We start from the raw sequence: 26301 nt of genomic DNA on the forward strand, positions 1-26301 counted from the left end.
CTAATATTCTACAGCCGGAAGGGATCCAATATTAATCCAAAAATCTTCAATGCCATTGATCGCTTTTAAAAAATCATCCACATCATTTGGTTTGGTGATAAAACAATTTGCACAATGATCATAGGATTCATTGATGTCCTTTTGAGAGGAGGAGGAGGTCAACATAATAACGGGGATTCTTTTTATATCCTTAGTTCTTTTTATTTTTTTGAGCACATCCAACCCATTGATCTTTGGTAGATTAATGTCCAAAATAATTAAATCCGGAGTCTCCGCATTGGCATATTTTCCATCTTTATATATAAAATCCAGGGCTTGTTTTCCATCCTTCACCACAGAAATCCTGTCAATAAGATTGCGTTCCGCAAAGGCTTCCCTGATCAATATAATATCACCTAAGTTATCCTCGGCCAATAAAATATGTATTCTTTTCATAGTAGTCCTGTCAGTCTTCCAATGTAATATTAAACGCTTATAAACTTGTTAATATTACCGATGCTTATAAAAATTACCACCCGCTATACAATAATAATTTCCTTAGGGATCGTGAAATAGAATTTACTTCCTTTATTTTCAATGGATTCAACCCATATTTGACCTCCAAAATTTTCCACTATTTTCTTGACAATGGACAGCCCGATACCGGTCCCTGAATAATCTTCACGACTGTGCAATCTTTGAAAAATAAGGAATATTTTCGGAAAGTAATTCTTATCGATACCTATACCATTATCCTGAACTGTAAATTCCCAATGCCCATTGAACTCTTTGTAGCCAATTTCTATTTTTGCGGGAACATCCTTTTTCCTGAATTTAATGGCATTACTTATCAAGTTATGAAAAACTTGAACAAGTGGAGCGTTAAAACCCTGTATGGTGGGTAATTCCGCTACTTTCACTTCGATTTGATTTTCGTTTATAACTTGCTGTTGGGCAAAGAGGACGCCACTTACCACTTCGTTCAAATCTATCCTTTCCAAGTTTTGTATATCTTTACCGACCCTTGAATATTCAAGTAAATCCAGAATTATATTTCGCATTCTTTTGGCTCCGTCTACAGCGAAATAGATATATTGATGGGCTTTTTCGTCAAGTTTGTCATTATACTTCCTTTCCAGCTGTGTTAGAAAACTGGTGACCATTCGCAAGGGTTCTTGTAAATCATGCGAGGCCATATATGCAAATTGTTCCAACTCCTCATTCGAGATAGCCAATTTTTTGGCATGTTGTTCCAATTTTTGGTTTATTTCTTTTAAGGACTTTTCGTAAAGCTTTTGTGCAGTTATATCGGACATGGCACCGACCATTCTGTTTGGCTTCCCATTTTCGTCCCGAATCAATATTCCTTTATCAATAACCTCACTATAGTTTCCATCCCCTTTTAAATATCGATATTCCTCACGCCAATGATTGTTGTCTTTACTTACCAACATTTCTTCCAAGCTGGCAATGACCCTTTCCCGATCATCGGGATGTAAATGGGAACTCCATGATTCCAATGTTGGACTTCCCTTTTCAGTATTATATCCGAACAAGGTAGTAAATCCCTTTCCCCAATACAGGGTATTCTCCACCATATCCCAATCCCAGATAGCATCGCTAGTAGCTTGTGTTACCTTTTCAAATCGCTCATAACCTTTCTTTATCTCAAGATCTGCTAATTTCCGATCGCTTACATCTTTAAAATAGACCGAGAGCCCAGTAATAGAGGGATGAGCGGAAATTTCGAACCATTTATCCAGTGGTTGAAAATAATCTTCAAAATGTACTGCTGTCCCTGTTTCCTTAGCCCGCATATATTGCGCATGGATACTTGTATCCAAGGCATCGGAAAAAATATCCCATAAGTTTTTCCCAATAATATCGTCCTTTCTGACTTCTGTCAATTGCTCAGCGGCCCTATTCCAATATTTGACCTGCCAATCATTATCCACCGCAAAAAATCCATCGCCTATCCTTTCCAATATTTCACTTTTCTCCTTGAGTGTACTTTTAAGTTGAAGTTCACTTTCCTTTAAAATATGTATATCTTGGATACTACCAAAAACCTTATGGGTCTTGCCATGCAAGTATTCCGCTTCCCCGATGACCCTGATCCACTTAATATTTCCTTTCCCAGTCTTGATCTCTACTTCCAAATCAAACTTTTTTCCATATTTGACCAGATCCCTTAAAACCATTTCAAATTCCGAACTATCCGAACCGTGGTAAAATGAAAGGACATTTTGAAAGGTCAGCACATATTGATCATCCACCTCCAATAATTCCCTTGTCATAGGAGAACATATAAGGGTATTATCCAAATCGGTATCTATTTCCCAACTCCCTATCCTAGCCAGGTTGGTGGCGCGTTCCAAGCCTTGTTCCAGCACCTTCCTATCCGTAATATCTATTATAAGGGAATCCCACACTACGGTTCCGTCAGCCATTTTGGCGGGTTTCCCTTTCCCTTCGTTCCAACGGATTAAACCATCATCCGTTCTATGTCGCCACGTACATTGCCATGGCGTAAGATATTCGGCAGAATCAAGAATGGATTGTTTTAACAATTCGAGGTCACCAGCAGCCTCGATTCGCTCCCATATTTTTGCCGTACTGGCCATACATTCCTCTGGTGACAAACCCCAAACCTCAAAGGAACCATCACTTACAAAGCTTAGTTTATCAGATCCGTCAGGAAATAAATTGTACTTAAATATTACACCTGGAAGGTTGTTGGAAATGGCCTTCAAACGCAATTCAATAGTTTTACGAGAATCTATATCCTGGAAACTACCATGAATTCTGGTGCACTTACCATTATTAAATTCCGCTTTACCTATAGCCCTTACCCAAACTTCATTTCCTTTGGCCGTAATAATTGGTAATTCAAGATCCCATGGTGTTCCGTTTTTAATACTATTTTCAATATGGTTTTTTATAACGGGACGAGCATCATTCCTATAAAAATTTATTCCCTTTTCCAGGTTAGGCTCATAATTTTCCTCTACCTCGTGAATTTCCTTTGTTATTTTTGACCAATACACTTTATTACTTTCCAAATCAATTTCCCAACTTCCGATTCTCGCCATTTCTGTGGCCATGTCCAAGAGATTGGCAAGGGATTTTTCCTCTGTAATATTTTTAGCAACCCCATAGATTAGGCCTTCCTCTTTAGAAGGGTTATAAGTCCAAGAGAGCCATAAACTATTTCCAGATTTTGTGACATATCTGTTTTGTGTGGTCAAAATCCTATTCTCATTTTTCAATTTTATAAGGCATTCTTCAGCCTTATTAAAATCATCCGCATGCAGCAATGCATTGGGTTTAATTTGAAGAAGCTCTTCTTCACTATATCCCAACAGTTTGCAACCGGCCACGTTCATTCGTTTGAAGGTTCCCGTAAAATCCAATTGACATATAATATCCGGAGCGGTATCGACAAGCTGTTGAAGCTCAATTTCTACCTGTTTTCTTTTAATCTCAGTAGCCAGCAAAGTGGTAAAATCACCTATTATATCCGGCAATTCCTTAAAATTGTTTTTTAACTTGCTAGTACCCAATACCAATACTCCAATAATGTCATTGTTCTGGATCAATGGTAGACCGATCATATCAACGACTTGAGATTTTATCGCCGCCTCGCCTCTTTTAAATTCTTTCTTTTCCGCAACGGATTTCCAAAAAATATTTTTCTTGGTCTTCCATACTATTCCGGGCAAACCTTCCGCATAGTTCATGTTTTTAATTGAAGCACATTCTTTATAAAAAGTCTTACCGGGCTGATCATTTCCATAATGGGCAACAAAGTTCAATCTTGTATTGTCCATATCCACGAGCCAAATTTCAGTTGTGCTATAATTTCCCGTGGTCGCCAATAACTTGGCAATTTTCTTAAGGGATTTGGTCATGGTATAATTCTCCCCTAAAATTTGGTATATGGTCGCCCTTAATTTAATTAAAATGGATTCCGTTTCCTGTTGGGTTACATCATTTATCACGCCAATCATTCTCATTCCCTTTCCTTTACTATCCCTGATTACAAATGCTTTGTCCTCAACGAAGCGATAAGTTCCATTAGAATTTTTAAAACGGTACTGCACATTCAGTCGGCTTTCCTTACTATTGGTCAATAAATCCTTGATAGTGCCACGTATCCGTTTACGGTCCAGACCATGGATCAACCTTAGCCTTTCATTAAGGTTGGCTGGTTGGCTTTCTTGGGTATATCCGAACAACCTTGCAAAACTATGGCCCCATCGAATTTGATCGGTGGCAATGTCCCAATCATACGTAGCATCATTCGTAGCCTTATTTACATAATTATAAAGTTCATTACTGGCCATCAGATCCATGCTTTTACGGCGATTCTCCAGAATGATACCTAATAGGGATGCGGAACGGGAAAATAATTTCAATTCGGTATTGGTAGGTTCCTTGACTTCTTCATAATAATTGGCGAAAGTCGCCACAACCTCTTTATTTGCATTAAATATAGGTTCTGACCAACAGGCCCTTAAATTATTGGGAATTGCCAAAGTCCTATAGTCCACCCAAAGCGGATCATTATCAATATCCGTTACCACCACTCGTTTTTTCAAAAACGCTGCAGTCCCACATGATCCCACAGTTGGTCCAATTTCCTCTCCATTAATGGCCTTGACAAAAACTTTGGGCAGGGAAGGTGAAGCATAGTTATAAACCTTATGGCCGTCAACTTTAAGTATCGAAGCTCTCATACCTGGAAATATATCTTCCAGTCCTTTGGTAAAATCATATAAAAGATCGGTCAATACATAGTCCATATCCATGGAACGTTCCATAATGTCACGCTCCAGCCTGTCCAATGCATTAATCTGTTCTTTTTCGGTAACATCTGTTCCCGATACCAGAACACAGGGACTATTGTTGACAGGAATTTTCTGAGCCGTAAGTTCCATTTGCAGTATAGAACCGTCCTTCGTGATATGGGAGTGGACACCTACTTTTAAGGGCCCTGATGAATTCCTTATTTCCTCATTGGTCTCCATAAAACTTTTGACATCATTTTGGGGTAGAATTTTCCCGACCCCCAGATCTAAAAACTCTTCCAAGTTGTATCCATAAGTGTCAATTGCTGTCTGGTTTGCATGAATAAATTTTAGTGTATCCTGATCATAGATCAAAACGGGTATAGGACTATAATCAAAAATGGAAAACATTTTTCCATCATTATCAATAATAAAACTATTGGTCCCATTATTTTGATTTGGGGAATTTCCAGGTAGGGTTTCCTTTTTAACTGAATTCATATATAAATATCACGATGAATGATTACCAAAAGTTAAGGTATTTCTTTCAAAAAATATGGAATCTCCCATAATTCTTCCAATTTATGGATTCTTCAACCCCAAATTACAGATGACAATAATAGCAATTTCAAGGGTTGGCCATCGCTGTCCTGGAATTATTAATTTAACGAATGGCACGCACCGATTTACGCACCTACAATCCCACAACTTCTCATTGAAGAAACTTAATATAATACATTAACTAATTCTCAATGATTACGAATAATCACTAATAAAATCAAATTAGCAATTTTCAATGAACACATAATGTTGGATCTGGAGCAATTGGTTTTAAAAATTACAACACCATAGGAGAATACACCAAGTCAAAATCAGAGTTCATCGGGTTTGTTATGGAGTTTGCACTAACAGAGAAAGGTCTGGTAAAATAAATGATCGTTTAAGTTCAAATAGGTACAAAAATGGATCCGCAATGTATTTGGGCAAGATGGATCTAAAAACCGCCAATGAAGTCATCGGTAACTAAATCAAAAAAAGAATACCAAATTGGCTATTTACTACTTATGAATTATTTTATGTTGACACGATTGCCAAAAATACTGGCAGATTACAAACCTAATACCTTTATAATACCAATGTTAAATCTGTATTTTTGGTAGTTGACCTTCACTATGAATATTTCTAGAATCCACTAAAATTCTTAAGTGGCCTAAGTACGGTTTAAGATTTCAAAATAGACTAAAGCAAAAACTACTATACTATTGTGTTGACCAGTGCCTAAATATGTGATTAATCATTAATTTTTATAAACCAATACCTTATTTTCTGTAGTAAGCTGATTTACAAACAATTACCGATTTACATTATTCCTGATAGATTAGCTCATATCTCAAATTCAACACGATATTACCCTATTTTCAGTCAAAAAACGACCCGAACTTGAAAACATATTATTCTAGTTTTACAAAAAAATTACTCAACGCTTACCATAATTATTGTGGTAGAATATTAAAATTTCAACCCAAATTGTATAAGACAATATGCTTAAAAGTTCTATTACCTTTGTGATATTATTAATAACCCAGATTTCCACCCCTTCTTTTGCTCAAGTCTTCTTTGACGATTTTAATGAACCAAAAATCAATGCGGACTATTGGAAAATCTTGAATACCAAGTGGGGGGAAAATCCCTCAAAAGGTACGCACGGAGGGGTTGTACCCGATAATGTATATGTACAGAATGGAAATTTAGTGATACGCGCACTAGGAGATTATTACAGGGGTGATGTTAAAGGGCATGGACAAAATACCAAAGTGGGTGGTGTAATCGCTACTAAAGAAAAATTTGCTTCTGGGAGTTATGAGGTTAGGGCCAAGATTTGCCCCCAATCAGGGGCTTTATCTGCATTTTGGACCTATTATTATGAGAACGAGGATTATAATCATGAAATCGATTTTGAGTTTCCAGGACGTAATCAACACCCCTACAAACCAGAAGATTCAGATTTAACATGGGGTCTTTTTTCAAACTGGAGAGGGGTTGGTGATGACCTTCATAGAACTGCCGATAAGTATTTAGGCAATCAGATCGACGGTGAGTTTCATTTGTATCGGTTCGAATGGTACGCTGGTACCAAAACGCAAAAACCCAAAATAGAATGGTACTATGACAATAAACTGATCCATCGATCACATGAGCAAATTCCGGACCACCCTTCCGAATTCTTTGTAGGAATATGGTTTCCATGGTGGATATCAGAAGCTAATTTTGATACGGACTATATGTATATCGATTGGGTCAAAATTACGCCTTACCAATAAAACAAATCAATTCATAACCTTATACAATATAGAATTCAAATGAAAGCATTATTTGATACATTTTACAGCATAACCATTATAACTACGTGTACTTTAACATTTTCCACCACATTTGCTCAAAATTTGAATTTACCTACAACTTATGAGCAACTTGAAATGAGGTCATCCCCATTTAAAGTTACAGATTCCTATCTCTCGAGGCACGATATTATTTTTCAGGCACCAACAGATTTGGAGGCAGAAGGTTTCCCTATGGGGAACGGCAATTTGGGTGGAATGATTTGGAACCATGACAATGGTATAGAAATTCAAATTAATAAAAATGACCTTTGGTCCGCTCCAATACCCGAAGAAAGTGATATGAGTATCTTAAAACATGCTGCGAGGTTAAAAATAGACTTTGGTGCTCCTGTGTTCAGTTGGATCCACCTTGGTGATTTTACAGGCAGACTTTCCCTTTCCAATGGAGAAGCGACCTATAAAGCAAGTTCTGGAATCGCATCTACCCAAATTAATACATGGCTTGCCCATGGCAAGAATGTGTGGGTAATTGAGTGTAAAAACCTGCCTCTTAAAGACTTTACAACAGACAAACTAACGACTACAATATCATTGGAACGCATAGGGAGTAGGTCTTTCACAGGATGGTATGGCGGTGGGTTTCCGAAAAATGAAAAAATTAGCTTGGGCAATGCCAATACGATAATCCAGGAAGAGGATCTGATTTTACGAGAAAATACTGATGGATTGAATTTTGTAGTTGCCCTTCGGGTTATTGATGCATCTACAAGGCCTGCCATTATTGGAAGTCATAGGGGGGAACTTAAGACGGACAGTCCTGAACTGACCATACTGGTAAGTGTAGTTACATCTAAAGAGAGTAATAGCCCTCAAAGGGATGCCATAGCCCTTTTAGATAGTGTAGAAAAACAAACGATTGCCGATCTAAAACAGGAAAAAGACAATTGGTACCACAAATTTTGGTCCAATTCATTTGTCAAATTAGGCAATGACTACCTCGAAAATATATATTACATGCGCCGATATTTAATGGCGGCCGGTTCACAAGGGCCTTATCCGATTGCTTTTAACGGTGGGCTTTGGCGCTGGAATCGTGACGTGATTAACTGGGGAACCCCCCATCATTGGAATACCCAACAACAATATTGGGGCCTAGCAGCACAAAATGACCTTCAGTTAATGTCCCCTTATATTAATACCTATCTTAAAATGACCCCTTATTTAGAGGACCTGGCCAATGAAAAAGGAGGGGGTAGTAATGCCATATTACTTACAGAGGCCCATGACTTTGATGGAAAACAGGCCAGCAAGGATTGGGGGCCCATGGCCAAAAGTTATACCCAGGCCAGTCAAGTGGCCCAATTGTTTTGGGATTATTATCAATTTACGGGAGACATTAATTTTTTAAGGGACGAGGCTTATCCATTTATGAAAAAAGCCTCTAACTTTTATTTAAAAAAATTACAATGGGATAATCAAAAGAAACAGTACCATTTAGTATCCACCCTTTATGAATCTGAAAACATCAAAAAGGCCAAGAACGTACTTTCGGATAGGGTTGCCATCGAAGCCTTGTTCCGCACCTGTACTAGTGTGGCAAAGCAATTAAAAACTGATAGAAACAAAATAAGGGAATGGCAAAATGTGATTGACAACTTGTGGCCAATTGGCTTTGAAACAGATACAAACTGCGGAGAATTGGCAACAGCGGCTGAAGCTTATTTTACGGATAAGAGATATACTCCTTTTAATTGGGCCGTTGGTGGTGCACCGGCTTTCCCGTCAGGACTTATCGGTATTGACGATAGTGAAAGTCGGCTGGGTAAGGCAGTGATTAATTTCATAAAATGCAATGGTATGGTAAATGCCCATTATCCAACACCTATTATTGCTGCACGTATGGGCATGGGCGATGAGGCCCTTACGTACCTGTTAAACGGTATAAAAGAACATCAGAATTACCCCCAAGGATTGCTGACCAATGTAACGGGGTATCCCCATAACATATACAACCTGAAGTCCGTCCACGATCTTATAGGTGGCTACAAAATACGTTCTAAACCATTTTTCCAAATGGGAATGGAACCTATTAGCAACTATGCCACTACGGTAAATGAAATGTTGTTACAGAGCAATGAAGGTAAAATTAGGGTGTTTCCCGCCGTACCTTCAAGTTGGAAAGATTCAAGCGATGTTGCTTTCACACTACGTGCAAGGGGTGCCTTTATAGTTTCTTCGTACATGGACAAACAGGGGAAAATCAAACAAGTTGGCATAAAGAGTCTAAAGGGTAACACTTGTCTACTTCAAAACCCATGGCCTGGAGAAAAAGTCACTGTTTATTCAAACAATAAACTAGTTAAGTTCAAAAATCACGCTGGGGATGTCGTAAGCTTTGATACCAATACCGACAGTGAATATATAGTCCGTTTGAGTGATGAAGGTTCAGAATTTGAAAAAATCATTTATAAATCAGAACCTAACAAAAAGCCCAAGCAATTAGGTCCACGTACCCTAGGTAAGATAAGTGGCTGGAATGAAGATTTTTAACTATTCCCAAAATCCTGTATGCAAAATAAAAAGGCATTTAAGTTAAGGAAAGGCCATTAAATATAATGGATAAAGTAAGACATTTCACAAATGGAGAACGACGAAGTAGTCCTACTTAAAATTCAACATTAATTGCTTATCATCACAAATAAAAGTGGAATACGCCCCTAAAAATAACTTTAGGGGCATTTAATATATCGAATTATTAAATATAGAAATAGTACAATAGAGAATTGGAGGGTAGAAACAGCCTTGTCAAGAAAAGGTTCAGTAATATTCTATAAAACCATTTTCTGGGGAACGCTTAGGACTGGTATTAAATATAGATTGCGTTGCCCTCTATTGAATGGTCTGATCACAAATTGCTGTGGGGAGTTTTTCCGAACTCTGATGGGGTTTGTCCAAATTGTTCCTTAAAGCACAATCTAAAATACTTGGGTGAGGAAAATCCAACTTCATAAGCAATCTCAGAAATATTCTTATCACTTTTTGTTAGTAGTTGGACAGCGTGCTTCATTCGGACCATCCTTATAAATTCATTGGGGGAAAGCCCTGAAAGGTTTTTCAACCTTTTATAGAAAGGGCTTCTGCTCATTGCAATTTTGTTGGTTATATGTTCAACCTTAAAATTTGAATCCGATATATTATCCTTGATGATCTCTATAACTTGTTTGAGGAATTGTTCATCTGCCGAAGTTGAAGTGATAGCTTCAGGCTCCATTGCTATTTCAGTTTTAAAACGTGCAATTAATTTTATTCGGTTCTTGATTAAATTATGCACTTTGTGTATTAGCAGTTCGCTATTAAAAGGTTTGGTAATATAATCGTCAGCGCCTTTACCCATGCCTTCAATTTTTTGATTGTTGGATGTCAAAGCTGTTAAAAGAATTATAGGAATATGACTAGTTGAAAAATTTGATTTCAAATGTTGGCATAGTTCCAGTCCTGATAATTTTGGCATTAAGATATCAGATATTATGAGATTAGGATTCAAGTCTATTGCCATTTTATAACCATCTTCTCCATTTGAGGCCTCCCATACCTCAAAAAACTCTTTAAGGCTTTCTACAATATATTTCCGTAGGTCCTTTTCATCTTCGATGACAAGCACCGAATATTTATTGGACTCCAATTCAAGTTGATCACCTTGCAAATACGGTTCTTCTGTTTGTTTAAATACTAATGGGACATTCCCGTTTTCCATTTCTTCGTTGGAAGAGTCAATTTCCGGAATCTCCATATTGAAATGGCTGCTTCCAAGAGGTAATCGAACTGAAAAGGTACTTCCAGATCCTAATTTACTTTTTACCTGTATAGTTCCTTTGATCAATTTTACCATATCGTGGGTTAGGGCCAATCCGATTCCTGTACCAGTATTAGTATTACTCTTTACTTGATAAAAGCGCTTAAAGATATTGGAAAGTTCATTTTCCGGTATTCCCTTGCCCATATCTATTACATCAATTACCGCTTCATTCGTATGTTGATCCATGCTCAGATCGACTTCAATTTCATCATTTTCCGACGAGAATTTAATTGCATTTGCCAAAAGATTGAACATAATTTTTTCAATGGTGCCTGAATCAGACAGTACCTCAAGGTTGTCTATATGGGGTGTATATTGTATTGAAATAGATTTTTCATTCGCCATCTCTTTAAAAGAATCACATATTTCACCAATAAACAGGACTAAATTGATTCTGGATATATTAATATTAATCTCTCCTAATTCCAATTTTCTAAAATCAAGAATCTGGTTGATCAAAATTAGCAACCTATTCGTATTTTTTTTAATAAGGTGCAATTGCTTTCTTTGAGACAAATCTACCTTGGTATTCGTTATGAGTTTATCAATGGGACCGAGAATAAGGGTAAGGGGGGTTCTAAGTTCGTGGGTTATATTGGTAAAGAATTGAATTTTGTTTTCGTTGGCCTCTTCCTGCCGAAGTTTGTCCATACGCTCTGTCCGCAATGTTTCCTTTAATTTAATTTGTCTCCATATATACCTATTCACATAGAACAAGAACAGCAATGCCATGATTATCCATAAACTAATGGCCCAAACGGTATTATACCATGGCGGATTAATCCTAATTTTTAGAGTTTTTCCATCGTTGTTCCAGACCCCATCATTATTTGAAGCCTTAACTTGAAACACATATTCCCCAGGTGGCACATTCGTATATGTTGCTTTTCTTTGCCTATCGGTTTTATTCCAGAATTTATCAAATCCATGAAGGATGTGCCTATATTCATTTTTATTAGCCAAGGTGAAGTTAATACCTACAAAATCAATAGAGAAAATATTCTGGTCATAAGCCAACTCAATTTCGTTTTGATTAATAAGGTTTCTAGAATCAACTGAATTAATAGAATCCAAATGACTCTTATTTTGGTTGTATATTGAAATTTTAGAAATAACTATAGGTGGAATTTTGTGATTCTTTTTAATTTGGGTAGGAAAAAAACTATATACCCCGTTTGTACTGCCGAAATAAAGTTTACCATCGCTACCTTTTAAAGTGGCATTTTCGTTAAACTGGCCTTCAAATCCATCATCAAAACCAAAATTTCGGAATTTATTCCTTTTAATATCATATTGAAAAAGACCTTGTGTAGTAGCTAACCATAAATTACCCATGTCGTCGTTCAACAACCCATTAATTACCGTACAAGATAAGCCATCATCCGTAGTATATTTCCTTGTCGTACCATCTTTGGTTTCGTATTGGAATAATCCCGATTTCGTCCCTACCCAAACGACATCATCAACTTCAAGAATAGAGGTCACAATAGGATTGGAATCATCAAAATTCACTTTTTCCATGATACCCAGTGAGGGTAAATATCTTGCCAAAAGGTTATTGGTTCCAATCCAAATAGATGAATCGGCCATTTCTTGGATGCACATTACCAAACCTAGATCCTGGCGGTCCTCTTCGTCGGTTTTGTTAATATGCCTAATGAGCATTCCATCTGAATCGTGGACAAAAACACCGTTTGAAGTACCTATCCAAAGATTTTTTTTGCTGTCGATGTGCAGACTTTTTATCACTTCATTGTGTTTTGTGTCGGCTGTAGGATGGTCTATAAAAGAGAAAATCGAATTCTTCTCTCGAAACAGATTTAAACCATTTAAGTAGGTACCTACCCAAATATTGTTCTTATGATCTGCTATAATGGAATTTATTACATTCTTATCCTTTTGCGGATGCAAGTAGTGCTCAAATAAATTAGTTTCGGTGTTGTAAATATTAATGCCGCCACCATCCAATCCTACCAAAATACGGCCATCTAACGTTTCACTGAGACACAACACAGAATTACTGCTAAGTCCTGTTAGATTACCTTTTTCATAGCCCCAATGGGAAAATTTAGATTGGTGTGGATCAAAAACCTTTAAACCAGAATTGGTGGTGCCTATCCAAATTATTTCGTTCCTGTCCATAAAGAGCGAGCTAATGGCATAAATTGGAAACTCGCTTTCTAAATCTAAACCTTGAATTCTTTTGGATTTTCGATTATATCTCATTAGACCATGTCCATCTGTGGCTATCCAAATAATAGAATCATTGACCTTCAAAAGATCCGATATAAATAGGGCCTGTTTATTGTCTTTTGTGTTGGATATCGTCTCCAGCTCCGTCAACTTCTTATTTTGGCCCAATTGAAATAATCTTTTCCGTGACGCCAAAATAATCTCGTCGTTTTCACATTTTACGCCATTGTAAACAGGCTCATTCCCCAAATTCAACTTCTCAAGGTCCACATCCGAATTGAATGTCCTTTTGTCCGTATTGAATGTCTCAAACCGGGAATTTTCAAAGCTCAAGATCAATTCATTTTTAGTAAAAGGAACTATTGTTGTGATAGGGGAATCATGGGAGGATGGGTACGCAATCAAACCTTTATTCTCTGGTGTATAATAAAGCATTTCGCCTTCACTTGTCGAAAACCATAAATCCTCTCCTTCCCCTTGGTAAAATGATGAAATTGAATACTGATCAAACTCCAAAGGTGGCGCGATTATTTTTTGGGTAGTAAACTCGAAAATCCTGATGCCATTACTGGTGACAATCCAGATATTCCCGTAATTATCCATAAAGAGGTGTTCGATATAGAACAAGGAGTCCTTTTCTTCAAACAAGGACAAAGAATAAGTTGATTGCCCATCAAATTTGTAGAGCTCATTTGAGGTACCCACCCAGATATACCCTAAAGAATCTTGGATGATATGCCTAACATTGTCACTATTTAATCCACTAGAAAATTTAAAGGAAGTAATTGCAATATCCTTTTTTTCATCTTCCTGGGAAAACGTTTCCCAAGAAAAAGTAAAGATAATAAGTAAAATAATCACCCTGTTCATATATCGTTGCTTTGTCGTTGTTTATTTTGTTATTAAGGCCATAAAAAAATTATTTACTGCCTTATTTTTTTTATCATAAATACAGTAATCTCATGAATACCTAACGGGAACAAAATTCCAGTTACTTACAAAAATAAGCAAGGGACCAAAACCTCTGTCAGGAAATACGATTTCACCCCTATTTAAGTCAATTCTTTCCGTTACAACAATACAATACTGCCTCTTCTTTAATCAAAAAGTAACCCTCGATTACTTAAGTATATGGCTAGTTTTACTCCTTTAAGAATCACAGTTCCTTATAAAAAAAGATATGGTTACGAACTCTTGAGACAGGACCACATTTTAAAAATAAGAATTTAAGAACGACGCAAATATTAACTAAATCAATTATCAACCTTAAAAATCAAATAGGCTTATGAGAAGATGTCATTTAATTGAATCCCTTCAGTTAAAAAAAAAAAAAAAACTAAGAAGGGAAAAACCATAAAGATTAGTCTTAATAATCAACCAAGCTTGCCTACGATGGCGTAATATCAACTCAACGGAAACGGTGGGATTTGATATTAAAAGCATTTAATTCCAAAACTAAATACTTATTGTAAATGAAGAATTTATTATCACTATTACTCTTAATTTTCACGACCCAGACAATTATGGCGCAACAAATCCAAGTTACCGGAGAAGTACTGGATGCGGACGGAAATCCATTACCGGGCGTAAATATTATTGTTGAGGGTTCAACTAACGGTGTAATGTCCGATTTTGATGGTAAATATGCCATCGACGTGAACACTAATGACAAATTGGTTTTCTCATATATCGGAATGGCAAATCAAACTATAACTGTAGAAGATCAAACGGTTATCAATGTTACCATGACAGCTAGTCACGATGAGCTCGATGAGGTAACCGTTGTCGCCTTTGGAAAACAAAAAAAGGGTAGTCTTGTTTCTGCCATTACTACCATACGACCGGAAGAATTACGTATCCCCTCAAGCAACCTTACAACAACCTTGGCCGGTAGACTGGCCGGATTGATATCCTATCAACAAAGTGGAGCTCCTGGAGATGATAACTCGCGATTTTTTATCCGCGGAGTTACAACTTTTGGTTCGGGTGTTCCCGATCCCCTTATTTTGATAGACAATGTAGAATTGACTTCCCAAGATTTAGCGAATTTAAATCCGGACGATATTGCCAGTTTTTCAATTCTTAAGGATGCAACAGCAACAGCATTATACGGAGCTAAGGCAGCAAACGGAATAGTTCTTATTACCACTAAGGAAGGACGGGAAAGCAAACTTAGAATAAATGTAAGACAGGAACAATCCATTTCTTCCCCGACCAGAAAATTTGAAATGGCAGATCCAGTAACTTTTATGGAATTGCACAATGAGGCTGTTGCAACCAGAACGCCGTTGGCACACCGTCCATATTCACTTGAAAAAATTGATAAAACTAGGGAAGGAGTCAACCCATATGCCTATCCCGCTGTGGACTGGCTAGACTTGATGACAAAGGACGTAGCTTCGAATAGTCGAACTAGCATTAACCTATCGGGTGGGGGCAAGATTGCCAGTTATTATATTGCTGGTACAATTACAAACGACAATGGTATTTTAAATGTGCCTAAAAGTAACGGATTTGACAATAATATCAACCTAAAGAAGTATGGAGTTCGATCCAACATAAATGTAAACTTAACCAACACCACCTTAGCAAAAATAAAGGTTAGTGCACAGTTCGACAATTACAGAGGACCAATCCCTACAGGTAATGATGTATATAATAGTAGTTTAAATGCCAACCCAGTGTTGTTTCCAGCTACTTACGAGCCAGATTTGGCCTTTTCAAGTGCCTCACACATATTGTTTGGTAATGTTGGTAACGACTCCCCTCAATATTACAACCCTTACGCCGATTTGCATAGAGGTTACAGGGACACACGATCTTCAACAGTGATCGCTATTTTAGAGCTGACTCAAAAGTTGGATTTCATTACCAAAGGCTTGGATCTAAGAATGCTTATAAATTCCTCCACAAAATCAAACTTCTCAATATGGCGATCCTATAACCCATTGTACTATGAACTGAATTTATACAATAAACAAACCAATGAATATACTTTAAGGGAAATCAATCCAGCCACAGGTCGCCAAACTCTGGACTTGGAAGGTACTGCAACCGATGCGACCAATTTGGTGTACATGGAAGGTGCATTGAACTACAATAGGACATTCAACGAGAAGCATGCTTTGGGAGGAGTTCTAGTTTACACAATGAGGGAACAGTTGTCCGGCTCTGCAACGGATTTTCAATCATCATTACCGTTCCGTAATTTAGGTTTAGCAGGAAGATTTACATATGGTTATAACAATAAGTATAATTTAAATCTGAGTTTTGGTTATAACGGTTCAGAAAGGTTTAGCAGCAAGAACAGATATGGCTTCTTTCCTTCAGCTGGTTTAAGTTGGACCGTTTCAAGGGAAGACTTTTGGAAAAATTCGAAAATCAATGATATTATCACCAAGTTTAGGTTACGTGCCTCCTATGGTATAGTGGGTAATGATAGAATTGGGGATGAATCAGAGCGATTCTTTTACTTATCAGATGTAAACTTAAATGCAGGAAGCTATGGTAGGTTTGGAAACAATTTTGGAGAAAGTTCCCAAACGACAAGAATTAACAGATATGGCAATGAAGATATTACCTGGGAAAAAGCATATAAAACCGATATTGGCATCGAATTAGGTCTGTTTAATGACTTGGATGTAAGGTTGGATCTCTATCATCAAACAAGAACAAACATTTTAATGTCACGAAGTGATATTCCAACGACCATGGGACTTACCTATATCCCAAAATCAAATATTGGAGAAGCGGCAAGTAAAGGGTTTGACCTATCCGCTGATTATAATTTCATAGGTAATGATAGATTCTGGGCTACATTAAGGGCGAATTTGACATATGCTAAAAGTAAGTTTCTAAAATATGAGGAGCCTTCATATCCAAATGCACCTTGGCTTTCCCGTGTCGGTCAACCAATAGGACAACAATTGGGGTATGTGGCAGAACGATTATTTATCGATGATTTGGAGGTAAGAAACTCCCCAACCCAAATGTTCTCAGGCCTTCCTGTACAAGGAGGGGATATCAAATACGTTGATTTGAACAATGACGGGGTAATTAACTTTTATGACCAGACCTTTATCGGTCATCCTACCACGCCTGAGTTAATTTATGGATTTGGTGCCTCGGTAGGCTATAAAGATTTCGACATATCGTTCTTCTTTCAAGGATCTGGACGTTCGAGCTTCTGGATTGATTACAATTCCATGTCTCCTTTTAAACAAGAATCAATAGGAGAGGAGGGAGCTATTGGAAACACGGCACTTTCCCAATTCATTGCCAATGATCATTGGTCTGAAGACAACCGAAATTTATATGCCACTTGGCCACGATTGGCAGCTTCACAAGATTTACTAAATAGCAATAATGCCCAGCCCAACACTTGGTTCTTAAGAAATGGCTCCTTTTTGCGCTTAAAATCGTTCGAGATTGGATATACGATCCCAAAAAAGTTAATCCCATGGAAATCTCGCCTGTATTTTAGTGGGATTAATTTGCTGACCTTCTCAAACTTTAAATTATGGGATGTTGAAATGGGGGGAAATGCTTTGAACTATCCCATACAGAAAGTTGTCAATTTAGGACTAGTCATAAACTTATAATTTTAAACTAACACCATGAAAAAAATAATTTTTCTAACCACTTTATTGATATCGCTTTCCTGTAATAAGGATTATTTGGATGTAGTTCCCGATAATGTGACGACTATAGCAGATGCGTTTCAGAATAGAAACTATACAATGAACTACCTCTATACCTGTTACAGTTATTTGCCAGAAGTATCCAACCCTGATCAAAATCCTGCGCTAGTGGCAGGAGAAGAAATATATTATGATGATCAATCAGTAAGGGTCAAATATCCGGGTAATGTAAATCCACAAAAAATTTCTAGAGGACTACAAAACTCAACATCACCTTATTCAAATTACTGGGATGGAGGATCTGGAGGAAAAAGTCTTTGGGAAGCCATACGAATCTGCAATACTTTTTTAGAGAATGTAGACAGGCCAACAGATTTGGATGAAAGTGAGAGAAATAGATGGATATCAGAAGTCACATTTCTAAAAGCCTATTATCACTATTATCTTTTTCAATTGTACGGACCAATTCCAATTATGGATACTAATTTACCTCTTAATGCCAATTCTGAAGAAGTTAGGGTATATCGTGAACCTGTAGACGAAGTAGTTGATTACATTGTAAGTAAAATAGACGAATCTCTGGAATATTTACCCAATAATATAACAAGTGCCATTAATGAAATGGGGCGTATTACAAAACCGATTGCCTTAGCCTTAAAGGCCAAGACACTAACATTAGCGGCAAGTCCCCTCTTTAATGGCAATCCTGATGTTGCTCATTTACAGGACGGTAGGGGAATTTCACTTTTCCCTTCTGGGGAGGATCCAACTAAATGGACAAGGGCACAGGTTGCCTTAAAGGAAGCCATCGACGCTGCACATGAATACTCAAATGCCCGTTTATTTGATTATAGGGAAAATAGTCTATTGGATTCCGAGAGTTTATCTGATTCCGTCCTTCTTGTACTTAATATAAGGCAAGCAATTTGCGAAAGGTGGAATTCCGAAATCATATGGGGGAGTACTGAATCAACGAGACAAATTCAAATTAATTCTGCAGCCAAATTAACTAGCTCCGAAAGGATCAATGGAAGTTTTGCACAGTTTCATAGTCCCACAATGAGAATTGCTGAGCAGTTTTATTCAAGAAACGGGGTCCCTATCGGGGAAGATAGGGAATGGGTTGAGAATAATTGGTATGCCAACCGATTTACAAGTAGGTTGAACAATCCTGAGGATAATCATCAACCCTATCTCAAAGTGAATGACTATTCCCCCATTTTACATTTCAACAGGGAGTCTAGGTTTTATGGAACTTTAGGTTTTCATAACGGTCTTTGGATAAGATCTGAGGAAGAGCCTTATGTTTTAAATGGACTTGTCAGCGGAAATGCAGGTCCATACCAGAATGAAGACTTTTCGGCAACCGGATATTATTCAAAAAAATTGGTAAGCATTTATACCAAACCTGAAGCACCATATGGAATCATCACTGAAGATTATTCTTTCCCGAGGATAAGGCTGGCAGACCTGTACTTGTTATATGCGGAAGTATTGAATGAAGTTGGGGCTCCAGAAGGTGAGATATTCGAATATGTGGATAAAGTTAGGGAAAGAGCTGGACTTGAAGGAGTGGTTGATTCGTGGTCCATGTATTCGGTCAATCCCTCCAAATATACCTCCCAACAAGGTAGAAGGGAAATTATCCATCAAGAAAGATTAATTGAACTTGCACTTGAAGGCCAACGCTATTGGGATTTAAGAAGATGGAAAAAATTAAGTGACCAGATGAACAATCCCATTTGGAAGTGGAATATTTATGACGAAACCGTAACCGGGTATTTTGATCGGGTAGCTTTGGAATTTAGAGTATTTCAGGCAAAAGATTACTTCTGGCCTATTAAATTGTCATCAATAGATGTAAACAATAATTTAATCCAAAATCCCGGATGGTAATAAATCAATTGAATGTATTTCAATTCTAAAACTAAAATTATGAATATAAACTTAGAAGAATCAAAAAATATAACCAGGCCTATTTTATTTGGCTTACTATGCTTTTTAATTATAGGTACCCTATTTTCATGTGAAGGCGAAATAAATGCTTTGGATTTAAAATCTGGGGATGGTACCTCTCCTTCCGATCCGGTAGTCGACAAAGTTATTAATATGAGTGGTTCGGCAACGATTGAGTGTTTACTTCCTCCTGATGAAGATGTACTTTATTTGATGGCAGAGATAACACTCAATGGTGAACTTCGCAAAGTAAAATCTTCATTTTACAATCCAGTATTGAAAATTGAAGGTTTTCCAGAGGCCGGAGACTATGAGGTGATTATAAAATCGGTCGATAGAAATGAAAATGTATCCAAAGGTATTACTACGATTGTATCTCCAACTACACCTTCATATATATCTACCGGAGATAATATTTCAATGGAAGCCACTTTTTCGGGTGTTTACGTTCGTTGGCAGGAAAATGTGTCTAAGGATAATTTAATTCTTCAATTACTAGGTTACGATGAAGATAACGAAGTAGTAGTACTGGATGATCATTATACCAATTTTGAAGAAGGTAGTTTTTTGTCCACGGATCCGTCTTATGGCTATGAAGAAAGGGCTTTCGGATTAAAAGTATCAAATCGTTGGGGCTATTCTTCAGATACTACTTGGGTCAATATAAAGCCGAAGTTTGATGAGCAGTTGGATAATACCATAATGTCCCCGGTATTGGATTGGGCAAAACCCAATACCGATGATATTGCCGAAGGTCCTTGTGAGGATGTTGGCCCTAATTTTAGAAATCCACAAACCCAGTTCAGTCATCTTTTCGATGGTGAAATCAATACCTACTATGAAACAGGAGAAGGGGTTCCTCCTTTTACTTTCACCTTTGATCTTGGAGTAACAGCCAATTTAAGTCGATTTAGGTATTATCAAAGAAGAGGCCCTGAATTTTCCTTTTTACACAATACTATAAAAAGATGGCGAGTATATGGATCTGAAACAAAGGAACCATGTATCGATGACCCGGCATGGAAACTACTTGGGACTTACGAAATGACCAGGCCATCCGGAGAAGATTACACTACCTCTGAGGATATTGAGGCATCGCAAGCTGGACTTGATTATTTTATTGATATCGAAGCCACTAGTACTCCGGTCAGGTATATAAGATTCGCAATTGATGAAAACTGGTCAAATGGTACAATGGCCCATTTCGGTGAATTGATGCTTTGGGGCGTTAAAGTTGAATAATTAAAATGAAAAAAATGAAAAACTTATATATATATGTAATTTTGGGGATAGGTCTTGTATTTTCCTGTTCCAAAATGGAAGATAACTTTAAGGATTATTTAGGTCGAGAGGACAAAATATATGCTGGCAAAGTAGATAGTGTATCTTTAAGGACGGGTTACAATCGAGTCCAGTTCGATATTTCGACTAGTGTCCGTAACTTAGAAGTCGTGCGAGTATTTTGGAACGACTTTGCTGACTCTCTTGATGTAGGTATCAGTGGTGAACCTGGAATCACTACCCAAATTTTAGATGGGATTTCTGAAAAGGACTACAATTTTAATTTTGTTAGCATTGATACCCATGGAAATAAATCGTTACCATTTAGTGTGCCTGGAAAGGTATATGGTGAAAAATATATTGCTGTCCGTTCCATAAGACCAATAAAAGAAATTCAATTAATAGATACTGAAAATTTAATAGTTGTTTGGAATGGTATTGTGGATGACGGGGTTTTTTGTGATATAACTTACACCGACATTAATGATCAAGAGGTAAGTTTAAGAGTACCTATGTCTGATACCGAAACAGAAATTAATGATATCAATGCAAAGCTAGGGTTTAGTTATACTACCGTTTATATGCCCGAAGAGGATGCCATTGACGAATTCTTTTCCGATGTCGTTCAGGTTCAGCCCGAAATTGCCTTTGAGCTCGGTAAAGAAACTTGGTCCTTGGTCAGCCTACCCACAGACGTTAGAGGTGATTGTTATGGCGGAAGTATAGCAGGTTTATGGAACGGTAAAACCAATGATTATTATCATAGTGGCTGCTATGGTGATGTTGAGGACCTTATTCCACATCATTTTACATTTGATTTGGGGGTTGATGCAAATTTGGTCAAGGTTCGACTTGACCCTAGAACTGGATGTTGCCAGGGAAGAAACCCAAAACGTTTTCAAATATGGGGAATTTCCGATTTAACGGATGCGGAAACTACCCTGGATTCAAACGACCCCAATTGGGAACAAGAAATGATCGATAAAGGTTGGGTCCAATTACTTGATCACGAAACCGCACCTAGTTGGAATGGGTCGGCCGAAGGATATATCACGAATTTAACGGACAACACAAGTGTTAGATTTATTCGCTACAGAATTCTTGAAAATTGGAATGGGGAACCATACACGGCATTGTCTGAATTAACATTTTGGTATGGGGAGTGATATAAGTCCAAATCCATAAAGAAAAAATTGTCTTTTCTTTACCATGGCAATACCATAAGAAGGGTTGTTCAATTTAAGCCGAGGGGACATTGTCCCCTTGGTTTTTTTTATCTCCAAATGTTAACACATAATGTACACAATAGAATTTAAGGTGACTCCGATCGGATAAGCTTCTAACTAGTTCCAGGGAATTAAAGCGGATACAATTCTAATAATAATTCTGATTGATATAGATCAATTAAAATTGTACTTTTTAATCAAATGGCCATATTCATTAAGTCCGGGTTCTGTCAGGTATGTCATAATTAATTGCCATAAAAGCTTAGTCATTTCACCATTTTCCTTAAATCTGAAATTGTCTAGAACCTCTCGTTGTAATATCCCATGGTTCAAGTTTATATCGGGATTACTGACCCCGTTCATATATTGGTGTATTCTGCCACAGGGGTTGTTTCCTGTTTCTTGGTAGGATATTTTTCCAGTTTCATATTCGTCAAGGATTGAGGACACCTTTATGTTATTGATATTCTAAAAAAATGGCCAATTGTATTAACCACATAAACTTAAATGATATACCAATTATGGCGGAATACAAAATAGAGGGCTGATTTAAAAACTGTAATATCCTAACAGCTATGTGCCAATACCAGTTATAGTATTAACCTCTCTATAAATCCTTTCAAAATTCATTCTCAAATCTTCCGGGGTAAAGTAATTGGTTTTGGGCGGAACTTCTTTTTTAATGTTCTGTAATTTGAACCGCAGTTTTTTGTCGCTTCCATCGGCAAAGGCAATAAACTCGCCTTGTTGTAGCCTAAAGAACAGATCTGCTCGTCGTTTTGCTACTTCCTTTTCCCCAGTGGTAATGCGCGTATCAAAATTGAGATTATGTCCACGGTTGACACTGGTGGTCTCTTTTCTTACAATTTCAAAAAAGCGTTCGTAATATTTGGCGGTATCCGGGTCATTGACCTTGCCAAAAAACTGATAGGATAAGTTGCTCAAAATGGCCTTACCCACCTTATCGCCATAAAGAATTTCATTTTGCACCTTATCCTGCATAACATAAACCGTAGCAATATCATAACTACGTAGGGTAGCGGGGATACGGTGCATATTGGGCAATCTTATGGTCGGGGCCTCTTCCATGAGTAGGAAGGACGGTCGCTGGCGTCTTACACTCATTTCTTTGATTACGGTATGCATTACTGCCGCGATGATGGGGGAAAAGGCCGATTCATATTTGGGGTGGTTCACTAAGGAAATCACGGCCGGGTTTGCATTGTTGTTTATATTGAGAGGCACTTCATCCTTGGACAGTACCATAAACAATTGTTGTGAACTGATTTTTTTTAAGGCATTGGCCAAGGTACTCCTTACTCCGGCCGTCTGCCTTTCGGAATCCAACCCATTGATAAAGGCACTGGCCATAGCTTTTGAAGTAAGGTCCGAGTTTAGAAAGGCTGCTAAAATCTTGGTATTCATAGTTTGAAAAATGGCTATCAAATGAGGGAGGGTACAGAACTGAGGATAGGTCGTTTTTAGCTTCCAGATCAATCCGGCCAAAAGTCCTTCCACGGCATCGTTAAAAAATCTAGTTGTGCTGTTGGTATTTGATTCGTTCATTTCCAACAGGTTTTCCATAAGTACTTTTGAAATTTCGTTGACACTTTCCTCATTATGTAGATATTTCGGTGCAATGGGATTTACCCGATAATGGATCTGATCGAAAGCTATAGTATAGAACTTTATTTTTCCGATGTCCTTGAATAGGGGATAGGCCATTTCGGTAAGTTCGAAATTCTTATAATCGTGAAGGATTCCACAAAAGTTCTGTGCGCTAAAATGCTGCAGAAAATTGTAAATGACGCTTTCCGTTTTACCGCTTCCCGCAGCACCGATTACGGAGGCACCACGTTTTATATTATCGATTTTGAACTTGCCCCGATGCAGTTTAAAATGAACCTGGTACCTTTTGTCCTTAGGGCCGGACCCTTTGTCACTATATGCATAGATCAGGGTAGAAATAAATAAAAGTGGCACAACTATTCCGAGAACGATATTTGGCCAAGCGGCAGTCATATACCAATGGAAGCGGATTGAACGGCCTTATCAAGGCCACGTTTCAACCTTTGAATAGTTTTAAGGGCCAGTTGGGCCTTATTGGTCGGTATGTTCAACATAGAATAGTCCAAACCAGTTTTGCGCATAATACTGAATGCGATGTGCTTTTCGTGGGTAGGAAGTCGCGATATCATGGTGAAATATTGTTTTGGATCGTTTATAAATGTTTTTCTCGCGTGATAAGTTTCGGCATAGTTGCGCTTATATTCAAAAAGTTTGTCAAAAGTCTTTTCCGAGGCAGAAAAAAAACTATCCCTATCAAACCCACGTTTTACGGACTTTCCATTAAAGATGGTGTCCGAATGCCGGTATTTGCTCCCTGGGGACAAGCTATATTTGTTGGACATATCCTTACGGCTTACGATAATATGAATATGGGTTTGGGGACCTTCCTTGGCCATCCCCTGAACGATACGTTTTCCGTTCTGTTGGTGGGGAGCCTCCTTTTCCAGACGCGCAATCCTGTTTCTTAGTTTAGTAATATTACCTTGGGTTTTACCTTGTTCGATCCTTCCTATCCGGTTCTTGAGGTCCAATATTTTGGTAGCATAGGGTTGATTTTGCCGGACCTGCCAGTCCGTACCCTTAAACGTACGCTGATGTTCAATTTTCGCAAAGAATTTAATATCGTTTAGGGATACTGGTCTACCGTCTATTTCGCGATTAAAGCAAGCCGCATAGTCCTTCATCACTTCAATAGTATAGCGTTTAAGGTCCTCGGATGGATTTTGTAGGCGTTTGAGTTCATAGGCACTAGGATTAACGGTAATGGAATAGAATTTGGGCTCTGTCCTTTTAAGTTTTGCCGTATTCCCATCAATTTCCCGTACTACTTCATCTGTGGGAACGTCCGTACTAAATTGATTAAAAAAGTGTTCATGATCCTCAAGGGACCTTTGTTCGTTCTCCTTTTCCAGGTATGCCACAAAATCGGCCACACTCTGGCCAAAATTACCGTCCATTTTTTGTTTCGTTATGGTGATGTACATGGGTTGAATTATTAATAATATTCTTGAATTCCTCCTGGGTTAAATTAATTTTTAAGTAACCTCCTCCAAAATTGCCCTTGACAAAAGTGACGCTATCACAAAGCCTTTGCAGATCAGATTTAATGAAATGTAATTGTTGCTTCACAACATCATATTGATTGCGGTAAAATTGAAGTTCTTCGTTTTCGGTGATGAGCGGTTGCGCTTCAAAAATGGGATCTACTCGGCTGGATTCTTCTTTGCCCTTATCTTCTTGGAACAGGAGTTGAAGCATGGTGTTGGTAGGTTTGGTCTGATTCTTTTCAATGTTCTTGATGATGGCCACCAGGGCATTAATACGTTTTTTGAGCCTGTTCTCCATAGTGGTCATATTGGGCCCCAGGGATTCATTGGGTGAAATTTGGTTTCCTTCAAAAAAGTTCATCATGGATTCGAGGGTTTCGGTATGGGAACGCCCCACCTTTTTGGAAAACTTCCTGAAATGGTCTGCAACAGGGCTTTTGATACTTATTGCTGAAAAGTTGTATGTCTTAGTATAAAGCGGTTTCATTTACTGTAAAAAATTGCGCCAATACAGGGTCTCTGAAAGGATTTACATTAAATATTGAAATTATGATTTAAATTAATAAACTTATATTACTGAATATCAATTTAATAAAGTTAATAACATCGCCTTGGCGTGTTATCCTCTTGCTTCTCCTTTTTGTACGCCGAGGGTACAAAAATTCCGAACCACTGGTAAACAGTTGCTTAAAAAAAAGAACACTTTCAGTGGTAATATCAGCACAACCAATACCGATTATTGGTGTATAAAAGTTAAGTCATTTACCGAGAAAACAGAAACGAGGATTAGGTGCAAAACACTGGCTTTGATATCAAAAAAAATGAAATATAAAAAGGGTAGAAAATAAGTGGCGGTCATAAAAAGGACCCAATACAAAAATGTACGGGTCCTTTTGTTTTTGTTGGGGCGGAATGGACGGTT

General features: G+C 37.7%; 13 protein-coding genes. 6 read left to right on the plus strand and 7 right to left on the minus strand.

The window, feature by feature from the left end:
* Positions 1 to 435: a response regulator gene (locus tag B9Y87_RS20765; protein ID WP_085500870.1), complete on the minus strand. Its 435-nt coding sequence runs from the start codon at positions 433 to 435 to the stop codon at positions 1 to 3.
* A gap of 83 nt (positions 436 to 518) precedes the next feature.
* A complete protein-coding gene (locus B9Y87_RS20770) occupies positions 519 to 5270 on the minus strand; it encodes a PAS domain-containing protein (RefSeq protein WP_085500871.1) in 4752 nt (1583 codons plus the stop codon).
* Positions 5271 to 6334: 1064 nt separating this feature from the next.
* Here B9Y87_RS20770 and B9Y87_RS20775 point away from each other — a divergent pair.
* Together B9Y87_RS20775 and B9Y87_RS20780 are read left to right on the plus strand one after the other, a co-directional pair.
* Positions 6335 to 7090: a glycoside hydrolase family 16 protein gene (locus B9Y87_RS20775; RefSeq protein ID WP_176225696.1), complete on the plus strand. Its 756-nt coding sequence runs from the start codon at positions 6335 to 6337 to the stop codon at positions 7088 to 7090.
* Positions 7091 to 7129: 39 nt separating this feature from the next.
* On the plus strand, positions 7130 to 9661 hold the full coding sequence (locus B9Y87_RS20780) for a glycosyl hydrolase family 95 catalytic domain-containing protein (protein WP_217807558.1): 2532 nt from the start codon (positions 7130 to 7132) through the stop codon (positions 9659 to 9661).
* Between the two features lie 355 nt (positions 9662 to 10016).
* Here the strand turns inward: B9Y87_RS20780 and B9Y87_RS20785 are convergent, their stop codons facing one another.
* Positions 10017 to 14030: a hybrid sensor histidine kinase/response regulator transcription factor gene (locus tag B9Y87_RS20785; protein WP_085500873.1), complete on the minus strand. Its 4014-nt coding sequence runs from the start codon at positions 14028 to 14030 to the stop codon at positions 10017 to 10019.
* Between the two features lie 602 nt (positions 14031 to 14632).
* Between B9Y87_RS20785 and B9Y87_RS20790 the strand changes: the two genes are divergently transcribed.
* From B9Y87_RS20790 to B9Y87_RS20805, 4 genes are read left to right on the plus strand one after another with little or no spacing between them, the layout of a single operon-like run.
* Positions 14633 to 17761 (plus strand): SusC/RagA family TonB-linked outer membrane protein, encoded by a 3129-nt coding sequence (locus B9Y87_RS20790; RefSeq protein WP_085500874.1) that lies wholly within the window; start codon positions 14633 to 14635, stop codon positions 17759 to 17761.
* 15 nt (positions 17762 to 17776) lie between these two features.
* On the plus strand, positions 17777 to 19696 hold the full coding sequence (locus B9Y87_RS20795; protein WP_085500875.1) for a RagB/SusD family nutrient uptake outer membrane protein: 1920 nt from the start codon (positions 17777 to 17779) through the stop codon (positions 19694 to 19696).
* 39 nt (positions 19697 to 19735) lie between these two features.
* A complete protein-coding gene (locus B9Y87_RS20800) occupies positions 19736 to 20998 on the plus strand; it encodes a DUF5000 domain-containing lipoprotein (RefSeq protein WP_176225697.1) in 1263 nt (420 codons plus the stop codon).
* A gap of 14 nt (positions 20999 to 21012) precedes the next feature.
* Entirely contained in the window at positions 21013 to 22203 is a 1191-nt protein-coding gene (locus B9Y87_RS20805) for a DUF4998 domain-containing protein (protein ID WP_176225698.1), read from the plus strand.
* A gap of 234 nt (positions 22204 to 22437) precedes the next feature.
* On the opposite strand, the gene B9Y87_RS20810 is transcribed toward B9Y87_RS20805, so the two are convergent.
* From B9Y87_RS20810 to B9Y87_RS20825, 4 genes are all read right to left on the minus strand, one after another.
* Positions 22438 to 22713 (minus strand): hypothetical protein, encoded by a 276-nt coding sequence (locus tag B9Y87_RS20810; RefSeq protein WP_085500878.1) that lies wholly within the window; start codon positions 22711 to 22713, stop codon positions 22438 to 22440.
* 123 nt (positions 22714 to 22836) lie between these two features.
* The gene (locus B9Y87_RS20815; protein WP_085500879.1) at positions 22837 to 24285 is read right to left on the minus strand and encodes a type IV secretory system conjugative DNA transfer family protein; all 1449 of its coding nucleotides are present in this window, start codon (positions 24283 to 24285) and stop codon (positions 22837 to 22839) included.
* Positions 24282 to 25316, minus strand: coding sequence for a MobB family relaxase (gene mobB, locus B9Y87_RS20820; RefSeq protein ID WP_085500880.1), 1035 nt, complete (start codon positions 25314 to 25316; stop codon positions 24282 to 24284). The genes B9Y87_RS20815 and mobB overlap by 4 nt, the downstream gene beginning before the upstream one ends.
* A complete protein-coding gene (locus B9Y87_RS20825; protein ID WP_085500881.1) occupies positions 25279 to 25866 on the minus strand; it encodes a BfmA/BtgA family mobilization protein in 588 nt (195 codons plus the stop codon). The genes mobB and B9Y87_RS20825 overlap by 38 nt, the downstream gene beginning before the upstream one ends.
* Positions 25867 to 26301: the final 435 nt, after the last annotated feature.

The organism is Arenibacter troitsensis, assembly GCF_900177645.1.
Classification (GTDB): Bacteria; Bacteroidota; Bacteroidia; order Flavobacteriales; family Flavobacteriaceae; genus Arenibacter; species Arenibacter troitsensis.

Bases quoted from the DNA above. Each gene is read 5' to 3' on its own strand.
- B9Y87_RS20765 (WP_085500870.1), bottom strand. From the start codon at position 435: ATGAAAAGAATACATATTTTATTGGCCGAGGATAACTTAGGTGATATT.
- B9Y87_RS20770 (WP_085500871.1), bottom strand. From the start codon at position 5,270: ATGAATTCAGTTAAAAAGGAAACCCTACCTGGAAATTCCCCAAATCAA.
- B9Y87_RS20780 (WP_217807558.1), top strand. From the start codon at position 7,130: ATGAAAGCATTATTTGATACATTTTACAGCATAACCATTATAACTACG.
- B9Y87_RS20785 (WP_085500873.1), bottom strand. From the start codon at position 14,030: ATGAACAGGGTGATTATTTTACTTATTATCTTTACTTTTTCTTGGGAA.
- B9Y87_RS20790 (WP_085500874.1), top strand. From the start codon at position 14,633: ATGAAGAATTTATTATCACTATTACTCTTAATTTTCACGACCCAGACA.
- B9Y87_RS20795 (WP_085500875.1), top strand. From the start codon at position 17,777: ATGAAAAAAATAATTTTTCTAACCACTTTATTGATATCGCTTTCCTGT.
- B9Y87_RS20800 (WP_176225697.1), top strand. From the start codon at position 19,736: ATGAATATAAACTTAGAAGAATCAAAAAATATAACCAGGCCTATTTTA.
- B9Y87_RS20805 (WP_176225698.1), top strand. From the start codon at position 21,013: ATGAAAAACTTATATATATATGTAATTTTGGGGATAGGTCTTGTATTT.
- B9Y87_RS20815 (WP_085500879.1), bottom strand. From the start codon at position 24,285: ATGACTGCCGCTTGGCCAAATATCGTTCTCGGAATAGTTGTGCCACTT.
- mobB (WP_085500880.1), bottom strand. From the start codon at position 25,316: ATGTACATCACCATAACGAAACAAAAAATGGACGGTAATTTTGGCCAG.
- B9Y87_RS20825 (WP_085500881.1), bottom strand. From the start codon at position 25,866: ATGAAACCGCTTTATACTAAGACATACAACTTTTCAGCAATAAGTATC.